The sequence below is a fragment of the Streptomyces sp. MP131-18 genome, assembly GCF_001984575.1.
Classification (GTDB): Bacteria; Actinomycetota; Actinomycetes; order Streptomycetales; family Streptomycetaceae; genus Streptomyces; species Streptomyces johnsoniae.
This window is the reverse complement of record NZ_LZNS01000001.1, coordinates 5,928,962-5,942,125: the sequence shown is the minus strand read 5'-3', so window position 1 is coordinate 5,942,125 and position 13,164 is coordinate 5,928,962. Positions and strand designations below refer to the sequence as shown.

The following is a 13,164-nucleotide window of genomic DNA, read 5'->3' as shown; positions in this document are numbered from 1 at the left end:
GCACTCTAACGGCCGTAGACCCCTCTGCTCCGCACCGTTCCATCTGACGGAACCCGCCCCGCACGGGCCGGTTCCGCCGCCATCCTGAGCCGGTGAGCGAGCCGGTGAGAGGTGACGGTGACGGGTCCTCGATGCTGCGGGTGAGCCAGGTCAGCAAGGCGTACCGGGACGTCGTCGCGCTGCGCGGCGTCGACCTGGACGTCCCGGCCGGCGAGGTGGTGGCCCTGCTCGGCACGAACGGCGCCGGGAAGTCCACTCTGCTGTCGATCGTGGCCGGGCTGACCCGCCCCGACGGCGGTACGTGCACGGCCGGCGGCCCGGTCGGCTTCGCGCCCCAGGACCTCGGTGTGTACCCCACCCTGACCGTCGCCGAGAACCTGCGCTTCTTCGCCCGGCTCGCCGGGTTGTGGGGCGCGCGGGCGAAGCGCCGTATCGACCAGGTCGCCGGACCGCTGGGGCTCGCCCCGCTGCTGGACCGGCCGGCCCGTGCCCTGTCCGGCGGCGAGCAACGCCGCCTGCATGTGGCGATCGCGCTGGTTCCGGAGCCCCCCGTCGTCCTGCTCGACGAACCGACCGTCGGGATGGACGTGGTCAGCCGGATCGCCCTGGTGGAGCTGGTGCGCGGGCTGGCGGACGCGGGCGTGGCGGTCTGCTATTCGAGCCACTACCTCGCCGAGGTCGAGGAGTTGGGCGGCCCCACCGTGATCCTCGACCGGGGCCGGGTCGTCGCCCGTGGCACCGTACGGGAACTCCTGCGCGACCACGGCGAGAGCCGCGTCGACCTGACCTTCACCGGGCCGGCGCCGGACATCGCGCTGCCGTGGCCGACCCGGCGCGAGGAGCGCACGGTACGGATCGTGACCGACAGCCCGCAGATCACGGCCGTACGCGCGATCAACGAGCTGGGCGAGGCGGCACAGCGGCTCCAGTCGGTGGAGATCAGACCGGCCAGTTTGGAATCGGTCTTCTTGAACGTCACCGCGTCGGAGACGTCGGAGACGTCGGACGAGCTGAACGCATCGGCAGAGTCAGCGGCGTCGAACGAGCCGGACGGGGTGGCGAGCGATGCCTGACCTCTCCTGGCGGCGGGCGGCGGCCGTCACGCTCAAGGACGCCGAGCACGTACGCGCCGATCCGGCCCCGCTGATCGTGCTGACGCTCATGCCGCTGCTGATCATGGGGTTCCTCTCCTCCGCCTTCGAGGCCGACCTGACCGAGCGGTACGGGCCCGCGCCCGGCGGTATAGCGGTCACCGGCGCGGAGCAGGCGGTTCCGGGGATCGCCGCGATGTTCTGTTTCTTCCTCGTCAGTTACGTCGGGCAGACCATCTTCCGCGAGCACGGCTGGCGCACCTGGAACCGGCTGCGGGCGAGCCCGCTGCGCGCCGCCGAGCTGATCGGCGGGCGGGTCACGTCGACGCTGCTGCTCGCTCTCACCCAGCAGACGGTGCTGTTTGCCGTGGGCGGCGCGCTGTTCGGCCTCCACGTCCGCGGTTCGGTCGCGGCGCTGGCGGTGGTGGCCGTGGCGCTGGCGGCGTCCATGGTGTGCTTCGGGTTCGCGCTGATCGCGTTCTGCCGGAGCATGATGCAGCTCAACGCCCTCGCGTACCTCACCGGGCTGCTGTTCGCCGGATGCGGGGGCGGCATCGTGCCGTACGCGACCCTGCCTCTCTGGGCCCAGGCGCTCGGCAAGGTCACCCCTACGTACTGGGCGATGCGCGGCTTCAACGAGGCGGTACTCGGCGGCGCGGGCGTCGGCGGCGTCCTGCTGCCCGTGGCGGTGCTGCTCGGGCTCGCGGCCGTCTTCGCGCTGGCCGCGTGGTGCGTATTCCGGCCCGAGCAGGTCAAGGTGCCGTGGTCGTGACGGCAGCCAGGCCGACGACCCCGGCGGATCGACAAGTTGACGGAAGGCAGGCGGCAACGTGGAACAGCAGGTGAGGCGGCTTCTGGATGCCGGGTGGGCAACTCCGTCGTTCCTCGAAGAACTGCCCCAGGACCCGCCCTCTGGTGAGGCCACGGCCGCTGACCGGATCAGGGCCATCGCGGCAACCGACTACGCGACGCTGCCCGTCCCGGAGGAGTTCGGCGGCGGCGGGGCCGGGCTCGTCGCGGTCGCCGGCGCGCAGCGCGCGCTCGGCCGCCTCGACCCAGGACCGGCCATCGCGCTGAACATGCACTCCATGACCGTGGGCCTGATGGTCGACTACTGGCGACGCCACCGCGACACCTCCTGGATGCTGCTGGAGAGCATCGCGGAGACCCACGCGCTGGTGGCCTCCGCCTTCGCCGAGCCGGGTGGCAACGGCAACTTCCTCAGCAGCCGCTCGGTGGCCGTCCCGGACGGCAAGGACTTCCGTATCTCCGGTACGAAGTACCCCTGTTCGCTCTCCACCACGGCCACCCTGATGTGCGTCACCGCCCAGGTGCGCGACACCGACGAGACGTTGATCGCGCTCGTCCCGGCCAACTCCCCGGGCATCACCCACGAGGGCGACTGGCCCTCGCTGGGCATGCGGCTCTCCGACACCGGCCGGGTCCGCCTCACCGATGTCGAGATCGACCGGCGGCTCGTCTTCTACCGGGGCCCGGCGGGTGCTGTGGACGACATCCTCATCGCCGGGGTCGTCTGGTTCGCGGTCCTTGTCTCGGCCACCTACCACGGGGTGCTCTCGACGCTGCTCGACAGGACGGCGGAGCAGTGCGCGGGCACCACGTCACGCTCGCGTTCGGCGCTGATCGGCCGGGCCGCGCGGGAGTTGTACGCGCTGGGCGCCGCCACCCGCGCCCTCGCCGCCGACTGGGAGCACGAGGCGCTGACCGGCCATACCGCGCTGGCCGCCGCGATGGGCCTGCGGGCCTCCCTGTCCGATGTGCGGGAGCGGTTCGCCGGCGCGCTCACCCCGGTCATCGGGGGGCGCGCGTACACCGAGGGGCATCCGGCGGCGGCCCTGCTGCTCGACTCCCTCGCCGTACACCACCACCCGCCGTCGCTCCTCGTCTGCGACGACGCCGTCGGCGCGTACTGCACCGGGCAGCCCATCTCCTTCGACCCCGCCTGATTCGTCCCGTACCTGTCGGAACACCGGAACACCGGAACACCCAAGGAGCCCAGCGTGCCCACGGTCACTGTCGAAATGACGATCAACGCCCCCGCGTCGGACACCTGGACGGCGGTGACGGATCTGGCGGAGTACCCGAAGTTCATGACCAACGTGCAGAGCGTGGTCGTCCACGAGACCGGCACGGCCGGAGCCCGGCTCAGCGACTGGTCGGTGATGCTCAAGGGCTCGCTCCTGGAGTGGACGGAGGAGGACAGGACCGACGACGAGACCCGGATCATGACGTTCCACCAGGTGGAGGGCGACTTGGAGCGCTTCACCGGTGACTGGCGGGTGCTGGAGATCGACTCCGCGACCTCCGCGGTCCGGGTCACCATCGACTTCGAGATCGGTATCCCCCTGCTGGCCGACATGCTGGACCCGGTGGCGGGCCGGGCGCTGGAGGAGAACTGCCGGCAGATGCTGGCGGCCATCGATTCCCGGGTGGCACGGGCCTGAGGGCACGTGGGCAGGAGACCGTTCCCCGGCGGATTCCTCGCCCGATTCCCTGCGCGATCTTCTACGAGGCCAGCACTCGGGAGAACCATGCGGAAGTCCCAGCTCCGCCAGCCCCTTGATCAGCCCCATGCCCGTGCGAATGTCCTCGGCAGTGGAGCAGCGGCCGGGCCCGCCCCATGGGAGTGGAGGGCCGGCCGGGCGGATCAGGGCCGGGCAGATCAGTGATCTTCCTGCTCGTCAAGCCACTGCCGACAGCCACAGCATGTCGTCGGGCCGCTGGGCTGACCACCCGTGAGTTCCCGATGTCGAACAGCGGGACGCCGTTCGTCCCCACCGGCGCTCCACGTGTGCGGCGCACCGCGCCGGATAGCCGCCGCTCCGGACCGCGTATCGTTGCGCACGCCCGGCCGTCTGCGCACGCACACTGCCCGTTGCCAAAATATCCCGCTGAACAGACAACGGACAACATCTCCCGAACGGCACCGCAAAGACTGCACACTTGCTATCGCCGATCAGTAGCCGAGGACGAATGCGTGCAACCGCTCCAACCTGCGCCGGCAGGTCTGCCTGGAGCCGAAACCCAGATTCACCGCATCCAATGACCGCAGTCGCAAGTAACTTGCAATGAGCCAAACGACACCATGCTCATACACGCACTGAATCGGAATGGACCGATTGATGGATGATGCCAGGCTCGGCAGATATCAAGGCTATATCAAACGGCATGATCTCACGGAGCGACAGATACTGGATCAGATTGACAGGTCATTCGGAGAGCCGCTTCTGGTCGTCGCCGCCGGGTCAGTCATTTCCGGATTCGGTAACGACACCAGCGACTTGGACCTGTACACCGTCGTAGAAGATGACGTTGCCAGCACGCTTCCGCTGATGTCATATCCGAACGGCGCACGGATTGACGCGATCACCTGCGGCTCCCAACAACTCTTGGACAGACGCCGCGAAATGAGTTCGAGCACTTGGCCCCCGCAAGAGATAAGGCCAGGAGACATCGGAGCGAAACGCAAGGCGATCGACGTCATCACCAGGTACGGTCTGGGTCTTCCACTTTCCGGCACAGATCAATGGATCGCTTGGCAACAGCACTTGGAGGCCGAAGTAGGTGAGTGGTTAAAAGACTGGCATGCCGTGGAGGCATACCGCATGCAAGCAGCAGCCAAGGCCTTGCTCACCCATAAGCCTCTGGTGGCAGGAATCCGAGCAGGCGAAGCGCTCATGGCGGCACTCGAACGCCACGCGGCAGCTCGTGGAGAATCATACTTCAAATGGAAATGGCTAGGGGAAAAGCTGGAACGCCTGGGAGATTCGAAGGCTCTGTCGGCGTACGAGCAAGCGATAAGCCCACCGCTTTCCGCACTCGATGTACCTCACTACATGGAGCGCATAGAAAGCTCACTCCACTCCTACCTCGGCGATGTCGACACCAGCTCCTGGCGGCTGAGCCTACAGCCGACCGTCGGTACCACTTGGGAGTCATTCGGTAAGGAACACCTAGTATCCCGGTGGGGGTTGCGGGCAGCAGTGGTGTCAGCAAAAAGCAACGTCGGTGAGCCCAGCACCTGGACTTACTCCCTGTCGGAGAAGTGGGACCCGGATGTCGAGGCGCTTTTCAGCGAGGACATGCTCTGGCTCGGCGTACAGCGGGCAGAACGATAATTCGTGTTCCGTATGCGACGAGGGGGTCGACTGATCCCTGTATTGCTGTCAGCGCGACGGTCCGGCCCGTCCGGCCGTCATACCTGATCCTATTTCACTGAAGAGGTGCTGTGTGAGCGTTCGAAGCACTAGGGGATTGCAGTCTTACGTATCCAGTATCGGCCACGGTTCCGTGATAACGCTGCTGGTCGTTCAGGGAGCACTGGAAGACATTGGCGGCGGAGTACGCGCCGGCCAGTGGCGGATGGTGGCTGCACAAACTCGCAATCTGGTTTTCGCGAGCCTACAGGTGAGCGGTCTTGAGTATGGCGGAGAGCCGTACTGGCAAGAGAACGGCGGGGCCCTCGACCAAATCACATATGCGCCGGAGCCGCTCCGCACCCAGGGCCTCAAACTTATTCATGAGGCGAATGAACTTGCGAGTAACCCCTCAGAGGCCGAGCCATGGCTGACGCGACTCGAGGAGTGGGTGACTGCCGTGCAGGAAGGTCTTGGCCTCGGCGAGCATCTACCCGAGCTACGTTCACCTCAAGGGATGTTCGGAGGGCTCAGGTTGGTCAGAGGATGGACGGAAACAGTCGACCGTCTTGGCCTTCCAGCCCTGATTCCGAGCGAATGGACACAGCCAGTGTAGAAAGCCTGAAAAGGGTCTGGCCCACTCTGGTGACCGGCTCGCACGGCGGACGTGTCCATGTCCTGAGCGAGGAACAGTATGTGCGGCCGCCATGGCGGAAGGTCAGGCGCTGCCGCCGAGGACCCCGTCCTCGTTGCGCACAGGCGGTTGCGGCGCACGGGAGTCCGGCAGGCGGCGCACCTGGGCGTGGAAGTCGTCGGGTGCCGACGGGAGCGGTCGGGTCTCGTTCAGCTCGGTGGAGAAGGCCGCGGTGAGCTGGTCGAGACGATAGGCGCCGGGCGCGACCTGGTGCAGCAGATGTATCTCCGCCAGCGCGTCCATCAGCACGTGGGCTTCGTTCACCCCGGTGCCGAGCAGGCCGGCCGCGGTCGCCGGTGAGACGGTCTCACCGCGGGTGACCGCGAGGCGTTGCAACGCATTCGCCGCAGCAGGCGCCAACTTGCGGTAGGACCACGACAGAACAGTCCGCAATGTGGTCGCCTCATCCGCCCCGCCGCCGAGGCCGTCGAATGGCGACCGATGCCACCCGGCCATGTTCTCGGCGGCGACCCGCAGAGCCAGCGGGACATAACCACAGGAGTGCGCGATTTCTGGCGCGGCTGATCGGTCGAACCACGGTCCGGCTGTGGCTTCGAGCAGCCGTAATGCCTCCTCCTCGGTCATCGGTGGCACCGTGACCCGCTCCGCGCCGTCCCGTACGACCAGTCCGGACAGCCGGTCGCGGCTCGTCACCAGCACGTGGCACCCACCGGCCGCCGGCAGCAGTGGCCTGACCTGTCCCGCGCCGGCCGCGTTGTCCAGCATGATCAGCGCCCGCTTGCCGGTCATCAGGCTGCGGTACCGGGCCGCGAGGTGTTCGGCAGGCACCTCCGCGTCCACCTGTCCGCCGAGGGACGCCATGAAGTGGCGCAGGACATCGGTCTCATCGGCCGGCACGCCGGGGCCGAAGCCGCCCAGATCGGCGAACAGGATGCCGTCGGGGAACTGGCGCGCCACCCCGTGGGCCCAGTTGAGCGCTGTGGTGGTCTTGCCGATTCCAGCCTGCCCGTCGACGACGACGACGGTGCACTCTGCCGGGTCGCGTCGCGCACCCGGCAGGTGAAGAGTGCGGTCCAATGCGGACATGGTCGCTGCCCGCCCGACCAGGCCGGGCGCCGCCCTGGGCAGTTGGTTGAGCGACGGGCCGCGGCGGCCGGACCTGGCGGCGTCGACGAGACCAGTCAGTAGGCCACCGGTGCGCAGTACCTCGTCGCACCGCCGGGCGAGCATGTCGGTCGGCGCCTTGCCCTCGGACTCCACCCTGCTGAGGTGGCCCTTGCTGTAGTTGACCAGCTGGGCCAGCTGTCCGAGTGAGAGTCCCCGGTCCCGTCGTGCGGCCCTCAAGGCGGACCCGAACGACCGCGTGGGGGTTGTGTTGAGCTCCATTCGCGACTGCTCCGGTTTCATCTGGTCAGCTAGTCGACCATGCGCGGGTCATCTCGGAACACACCGCGCAGTGCCGGCTGTCAGCGGGCGCGCGGACTCCCCTGATCGTCATGCGGAGGTGCTCGCCCCTGGCACGCACGGCCGCGTCGACCGACCCCGTCGCCTACTCGACCGAGTCGGCGACGTCCGCGGTAAGCCGTTCCCGCATAAGGCGCTTGTGGGTGTGCCGCTGGGCGAACCTGGCGAACGTGGACAGACCGGGGATGGCGCCCCGGTGACATGGGCGATCGACGGATCGCAGGAGAAGGACGACCCCCCCGATTTCCTCGCGACCGGGCCCCGGCGACCGGTCCGGATCGCAGTGTCATGCGCATAGGGGTGCGTCACTCTTGGCATACGGGGCAGGTTACGTAGCCCCGGCATTCCGGGCCGCGGTGTTCTGCCAGACGGAACAGTCACCGGCGCATGCCCCGCCTCGTCCTACTCTCGCCGGACATCGGACGCCGCATACCGGAGGCGACGAACGGCGGAACGGGCGGGTGGTGGCCAGTGGACGTACTCGTGGCGGGCGCGTCGGGGGCGGTCGGCGGGGAGCTCTGCCGCCGCCTGGAACGATCCGGGGCGACCACCTGGCGGATCAGCCGCTCGGGCGGCCCCGGCGCGCGCGACGTGGCCTGGCGGATCGGCGCGGAGGAGGCGCCGCGTACGGTACGGCGTTCCTGGGACGTCATGGTCAACGCCGCCGCCGACACCCGGTGGGGGCTCCCGGCCGAGGAGGCGTACACGGCCAACACGGCCTCCACGGCAGCGTTTTTCGCGCTGGCGGGCCCGGATACGCATGTCGTGCAACTCTCGACGATCGCCGTAGAGGGCCGCGGAGCCGCTCTGGAGCACGGACAGCAAAACCCGGAGGACTTCCATAACACGTACGAGTGGGCGAAGGCACGCGCCGAGGTATGGGTGGCCCGGGAACACCCCGGGGCGGACATCGTCCGGCTGCCGCTGATATGCGGCCGCCGCGACGACGGGTTCATCGACCGCTTCGGCGGAGTGTTCGCCCTGATGCGCGGGTTGTGCTCCGGAGCGCTCCCGGTGGTCGTCGGAGACCCCGGCGGTTACGTCGACATCGCGTCAACCGACGACGCGGCCGGGATCATCACCAGGATCGTCATGTCAGGCCCCGCCGGCCGCACGTCAGGACACGCGAGGGTGGCGGTCGTCGGGGGCGGCACCGCGGCGCTGAGCGTGGACGGCACGCACAAGGTCATCATCGACGGGCTCAACGAGTGGCGGGCCCGGCGCGGCGTCGCCCCGATCGAGCCGCCGCCATACGTCAAACCCCGTGCCTGGGACCGGTTTTACCTACCGATGGCCCGCAAGCATCTGTCCAGGTCGCAACTCGGGGCGGTCGAGTCGTACGGCAGGTTCCGCCCGTACTTCAACCGTTCGCACCCGATCGACGTCACCGACCCGGTCGCGGACCCTTCCGAGGCGCTGTACCGCTCCGTCCTCCACTGGGCGGACCGGCATGTGCACGCCGCCGCCCGGGTCCCGAAGCCGTGGACCAGCAAGAGCGCCGGCACAAGCGCCGACACCGACTCCTCAAAGGACGCGTGAGGGTGACCGCGCCGCCCAGCGGGCACGTCACCGCCACCGCCACCCTCACCTCCGAGAACAGCTTCAACTGACCCTGGAGACTGCGGTCGAGCGCCGGCCCCAGGCCGCGTCCTCCAGAGGACGCGGCCTGGGCGTGCCTTCCGGCACCGCCCTCGCGGTTTGCGGCGGACATCACCATCAGCGCCGGCTGCCCGCCCAGCTCGGTCAGATCGCGGCCTCGATGTCGGCGAGTTGGGCGGCGAGGATCTCTTCGAACGCGGCGCGGCGGTCTGCCCCGAGGGGGCGGACGTCACGGGCGAAGCGGGCGAGGGCGGGGAAGCGTGCGGGGTCGGCGCCGAACACCGCGACGCGGAACAGTTCCATGCCCTGTTCGGACTCCTTGGGAGTGATGGTGCTGACTCCGGCTTCGGAGGCGATCAACGCGGCGATGAGGACAGCGATCCTGTGGTAGCGCGTCGGGATCTCCTGGTCGGGCAGTCCCGACGCGCGCAGGGCCTGGAGCAGCTCCTCCATGACCAGCCGGGAACCGGTGCCGCCTGACGCGTAGCGTCCCCAGACCGCGGCGAGTTGGGGCTGCTGACCGAAGGCTTCTCTCACGCGCAGGGCCAGGGCGGTGATGCGCTGCTTCCAGTCGCCCTCGGGGCGGTAGCCGTCCATGGCGGCCAGGAGTATCCGGTCGGCGACCGCCCGCATCAGCTCCGTCTTGCTGCGGAAGTGCCGGTAGAGGCTGGAGGAATCGGTGCCGAGCACCGCGGCGAGCTTGCGCACGCTGAACGACTCGGCGTCGCTCGTGCGCAGCAGCTCCGCCGCCGCATCCAGGATCTCCTCGGTAGACCAGCGCCTTCGGCCCGCCATCTCACCCCTCTCGCCGGGACTCAGCCTAACCTATGCACTTGGCGTTGCACGCACCGCGTGCATAATGAGGACGTGAACGTACGACGTGATGCCCACCCCGGGACATACGAAAGGACGCATGTCGTGAGGAACCCGCTGGACCCCGCGAAGCTGAACGCCGCCCTGGGACACGTCCACCGCGCCGGGGTGCCGGGCCTGTTCGCCGAGGTGCGTGACGGCGACCAGGTCTGGCGCGGCGCCGCCGGAGTCGCCGATGTCGCCACCGGCCGCCCCATCACGGCCGACATGCGGCACCGCGTCGGCAGCATCACCAAGACCTTCACCGCCGCCGCGGTTCTGCACCAGGTCGAGAGCGGTCAGATCGGCCTCGACACCCCGATCGGCCGGTACCTTCCGAGGCTGGTTCCCGGAGCACGCGGTGACGCGATCACGGTGCGGATGTTGATCAACCACACCAGCGGCCTCGCCGAGTACCTCCCTTATGCCTACCCGTCCCTCAAAGCGTTTCCCGCCCTCGCGGACACCGGGCCCGAGAGTCTTGACGACCACCGGCTCACGCGGTTTCATCCCACCGAACTGATCGAGATGGGAGTCACCGCACCTGCCGTCGGCGTCCCGGGCCGCACGCCGGGGGTGTACTCCAACACCAACTACCTGCTCCTCGGCGAACTCCTGGCAGCGGTAACCGGCACTTCGGCCGAGCGGTACGTCACTCGGAACGTCATCGAACGCGCGGGGCTCCGCGACACCGAACTCCCCGCCGAACCGTACGTCGACGGGCCGCACTCACAGATGTACGAGGCGTGGTTCGGCATGATCGACCCGCCGCGCGACTACAGCGTCTACGACATGTCGTGGGTGGGGCCGGCGGCCTCGCTGATATCGACTGTCACGGACCTCAATCGCTTCTTCGGCATGCTGCTGGCCGGCGAGATCGTCAGCACATCGTCGCTGGCGCAGATGCGACGCACCGTCCCGGTCGTCTCCCACGAAGGAAAGACGATCGACTACGGCCTCGGCCTGCACCCGATGGAGGCTCCCGGTCAGGGCACCTTCTGGGGTCACGGCGGCACGGTCTGGGGTGCTGGAGCGCTGGCCATGACCTCCGCCGACGGCAAGCGGCAGCTGGCCGTCGCGGTGAACCTTCAGAGGTGGAACAGGCTCGACTCCTCGGGCAAGCCGCAGCCCCACCCCATCGACGACGCGCTTGCGGCTCTCTACCGCGCGGCGATGTCCGGCTGACCGGCAGGTATACCGAGACGGGAGGGCCGAGGCGGCGGCAGGAACGACCGCGGCACGTTCGGCACGACGCGAAGAACGGGCACTGGCATGATATGTACCGTGCCGAACGGACCTTCAGGACCGCGCCGCCCGTCCCTGCTGTGGGAGCAACACTGCTGCCTGCCGTTGAAGAAGCACGCGGACATCGGCGAACTGGCCCGCTACCGCAGGCCGGGAGGCAGCTTCGTCTCGGTGAACGTGGGCTACGTTCCCCACCGCACCGATGACGTCACCGGTCTCATCGCGAGCTGGCGGGAGCGGATCGCCGCGGACGACCGTTTGCGGCCGGCCGTGGGCGTCGACGACGTCGACGCCGCCGGGCGTGCGGACGAGGTGGCGGTGGCATTCGACCTGGAGGATTCCGGGCCGCTCGAAGGACAGTTGGACCGGGTGCGCCAGTTCTACGAGCTCGGTGTCCGCACGATGCTGCCGAGCTACAACAACCGCAACGCGGCCGGCGGCGGCTGCCTGGACGGTCTCGACGAAGGGCTCACCGCCTACGGGCGAGCCCTGATACGGGAGATGAACGCGGTCGGCATGGTGGCGGACGGATCGCACTGCGGTGCCCGCACCGGTCTTGACATGTGCGAGGTCTCCGAGCAGCCGGTGATCTACAGCCACTCCTGCATGCGTTCGGTGTGGGACCACCCTCGCAACATCACCGATGAGCAGGCCAAGGCGTGTGCCGCCACCGGCGGGGTCATCGGCATCACCGGCGTCGGGATCTTCCTCGGCCCGAACGACGCCTCGATCGACGCGCTGGTACGGCACATCGACTACGCCGTCGACCTCGTCGGCCCGGCACACGTCGGGGTGTCGACCGACTACCCGTTCGACCACGAGGACTTCAACGCGCTGATCGAGGAGAGCCCGGAGCTGTTCCCCGACTGCTACACCCGCTGGGGGCCGATCGCCTTCATACCCCCGGAAGGGCTGCTGACCGTCGAGGACGCGCTTCTCGCCCGGGGGTACCCCGACGACGCGGTGACCGCGATCCTGGGCGGCAACTTCCGCCGCGTCGCCGCGCAGGTGTGGCGGTAGCCCCGCCTCGCGGCGCCGGAACGCCTGCCGGTCAGGGCAGTTGGATCAGATGCATTTGGTACCCCTCCACCTGGGGCAGCTGCCGGCGTGCCAGCTCCTCCAGCATCCGGCGGGACGGGGGCGGCAGCGCGTCGCGCACGTCCGACGGCAGTGTCGTCATGGTGTGGGAGCCGGCGACGCGGCTGCCGGGGACCCACTCGGCGACGACTCCTATGTCGGCGCAGCCCCAACGGAGTCGGGCCTCGACCTTGCTGAGTGCGTCGTGCTCGTCCTGGGCCTCGATCAGCCGGGGAAGGTTGCTGTCCAGGGCCAGCCAACTGCCGGGGAAGGCGGCGGCGATGCGCTCGACCAGCCGCCGGACGTCGGCCTCGTCGAGGAAGGGCAGGACGGCCTCCGCCGAGAAGAAGCAGGGACCACCGGACTGTTCGCCGACGACGCGCAGCCAGCTTTCCTCGGTCACGGAGGCGGCGAGCATCCGTCTGCGCGGGGTGTCGCGGAAGAAGGCGCGGCGCAGCTCGATGACGTCCGGCAGATCGAGGTCGAACCAGTGCGCCCGCTCGTTGTCCACCCGTTCGTAGCGGGTGTTGAGACCGGTGCCGATCTCCACCACCGTTCCGGCGGGGTGACGGCTGAGGAAGTCGCGCGTCCAGAAGTCGAACAGGAGGGTCCGCAGGACCGATCCGGTCAGGCTCGGCAGCTCGTCGAAACGCGAGAAGTCGTAGTCGATCGCCCCGACCAGCTCCACGGCTCGCGGGTCGCGCAGCGCCGGCTCCGGCTTGCGGTGCTCCGCGGCGCGGCCGTAGAGCGGTATCAGCAGCGTCTCCTGGACGGCGCCGAGGGACGGGCGGGTGTGGGTCATCGTTCCTCGCGAAAGGTCACGTGGCGGCGCACGACGGGGTCGTACTTGCGGAGTTGGAGCCGATCGGGGTCGTTCCTGCGGTTTTTGCGGGTCACGTACGTGTAGCCGGTGCCGGCCGTGGAGCGGAGCTTGATCACCGGGCGGATGTCGTCACGGGCCATGCGGCCACCCTACACAAACGACAATCGTTTCCAATAGCCTCTTGATGGGAACGATTTTCGT

Annotated in this window: 13 protein-coding genes; 9 read left to right on the top strand and 4 right to left on the bottom strand. The window is 68.6% G+C overall.

Features of this window, described 5'->3' with window-relative positions; translation table 11 throughout:
* Positions 1-92: 92 nt before the first annotated feature.
* From STBA_RS26815 to STBA_RS26790, 6 genes are all read left to right on the top strand, one after another.
* Positions 93-1,073 (top strand): ABC transporter ATP-binding protein, encoded by a 981-nt coding sequence (locus tag STBA_RS26815; RefSeq protein WP_253195027.1) that lies wholly within the window; start codon positions 93-95, stop codon positions 1,071-1,073.
* Complete coding sequence (locus STBA_RS26810; protein ID WP_077061662.1) at positions 1,066-1,863, top strand: ABC transporter permease; 798 nt, start codon at positions 1,066-1,068, stop codon at positions 1,861-1,863. The genes STBA_RS26815 and STBA_RS26810 overlap by 8 nt, the downstream gene beginning before the upstream one ends.
* A 70-nt stretch (positions 1,864-1,933) precedes the next feature.
* A complete protein-coding gene (locus STBA_RS26805; RefSeq protein ID WP_253195025.1) occupies positions 1,934-3,058 on the top strand; it encodes an acyl-CoA dehydrogenase family protein in 1,125 nt (374 codons plus the stop codon).
* Between the two features lie 54 nt (positions 3,059-3,112).
* The gene (locus STBA_RS26800; protein WP_077061660.1) at positions 3,113-3,556 is read left to right on the top strand and encodes an SRPBCC family protein; all 444 of its coding nucleotides are present in this window, start codon (positions 3,113-3,115) and stop codon (positions 3,554-3,556) included.
* Between the two features lie 678 nt (positions 3,557-4,234).
* Positions 4,235-5,230, top strand: a complete 996-nt coding sequence (locus STBA_RS26795) for a hypothetical protein (RefSeq protein ID WP_077063633.1) — start codon at positions 4,235-4,237, stop codon at positions 5,228-5,230.
* 172 nt (positions 5,231-5,402) lie between these two features.
* Positions 5,403-5,864, top strand: a complete 462-nt coding sequence (locus tag STBA_RS26790) for a hypothetical protein (protein WP_253195023.1) — start codon at positions 5,403-5,405, stop codon at positions 5,862-5,864.
* 102 nt (positions 5,865-5,966) lie between these two features.
* On the opposite strand, the gene STBA_RS26785 is transcribed toward STBA_RS26790, so the two are convergent.
* Positions 5,967-7,289: a helix-turn-helix domain-containing protein gene (locus STBA_RS26785; protein WP_077061658.1), complete on the bottom strand. Its 1,323-nt coding sequence runs from the start codon at positions 7,287-7,289 to the stop codon at positions 5,967-5,969.
* A gap of 549 nt (positions 7,290-7,838) precedes the next feature.
* Between STBA_RS26785 and STBA_RS26780 the strand changes: the two genes are divergently transcribed.
* Positions 7,839-8,906: an SDR family oxidoreductase gene (locus STBA_RS26780; protein WP_077061657.1), complete on the top strand. Its 1,068-nt coding sequence runs from the start codon at positions 7,839-7,841 to the stop codon at positions 8,904-8,906.
* 204 nt (positions 8,907-9,110) lie between these two features.
* On the opposite strand, the gene STBA_RS26775 is transcribed toward STBA_RS26780, so the two are convergent.
* The gene (locus tag STBA_RS26775) at positions 9,111-9,761 is read right to left on the bottom strand and encodes a TetR/AcrR family transcriptional regulator (protein ID WP_077061656.1); all 651 of its coding nucleotides are present in this window, start codon (positions 9,759-9,761) and stop codon (positions 9,111-9,113) included.
* A gap of 123 nt (positions 9,762-9,884) precedes the next feature.
* Here STBA_RS26775 and STBA_RS26770 point away from each other — a divergent pair, with 123 nt between their 5' ends.
* Both STBA_RS26770 and STBA_RS26765 read left to right on the top strand, forming a co-directional pair.
* Complete coding sequence (locus STBA_RS26770; protein WP_077061655.1) at positions 9,885-11,003, top strand: serine hydrolase domain-containing protein; 1,119 nt, start codon at positions 9,885-9,887, stop codon at positions 11,001-11,003.
* Positions 11,004-11,102: 99 nt separating this feature from the next.
* Positions 11,103-12,083, top strand: coding sequence for a membrane dipeptidase (locus tag STBA_RS26765; RefSeq protein WP_253195021.1), 981 nt, complete (start codon positions 11,103-11,105; stop codon positions 12,081-12,083).
* Between the two features lie 31 nt (positions 12,084-12,114).
* Here STBA_RS26765 and STBA_RS26760 read toward each other — a convergent pair whose 3' ends face one another.
* Together STBA_RS26760 and rpmG are read right to left on the bottom strand one after the other, a co-directional pair.
* Complete coding sequence (locus STBA_RS26760) at positions 12,115-12,942, bottom strand: class I SAM-dependent methyltransferase (protein WP_077061653.1); 828 nt, start codon at positions 12,940-12,942, stop codon at positions 12,115-12,117.
* The gene (gene rpmG, locus STBA_RS26755; RefSeq protein ID WP_077061652.1) at positions 12,939-13,103 is read right to left on the bottom strand and encodes a 50S ribosomal protein L33; all 165 of its coding nucleotides are present in this window, start codon (positions 13,101-13,103) and stop codon (positions 12,939-12,941) included. The genes STBA_RS26760 and rpmG overlap by 4 nt, the downstream gene beginning before the upstream one ends.
* Between the last annotated feature and the right edge of the window lie 61 nt (positions 13,104-13,164).

Bases quoted from the DNA above. Each gene is read 5' to 3' on its own strand.
- STBA_RS26810 (WP_077061662.1), top strand. From the start codon at position 1,066: ATGCCTGACCTCTCCTGGCGGCGGGCGGCGGCCGTCACGCTCAAGGAC.
- STBA_RS26795 (WP_077063633.1), top strand. From the start codon at position 4,235: ATGGATGATGCCAGGCTCGGCAGATATCAAGGCTATATCAAACGGCAT.
- STBA_RS26785 (WP_077061658.1), bottom strand. From the start codon at position 7,289: ATGGAGCTCAACACAACCCCCACGCGGTCGTTCGGGTCCGCCTTGAGG.
- STBA_RS26775 (WP_077061656.1), bottom strand. From the start codon at position 9,761: ATGGCGGGCCGAAGGCGCTGGTCTACCGAGGAGATCCTGGATGCGGCG.
- STBA_RS26760 (WP_077061653.1), bottom strand. From the start codon at position 12,942: ATGACCCACACCCGCCCGTCCCTCGGCGCCGTCCAGGAGACGCTGCTG.
- rpmG (WP_077061652.1), bottom strand. From the start codon at position 13,103: ATGGCCCGTGACGACATCCGCCCGGTGATCAAGCTCCGCTCCACGGCC.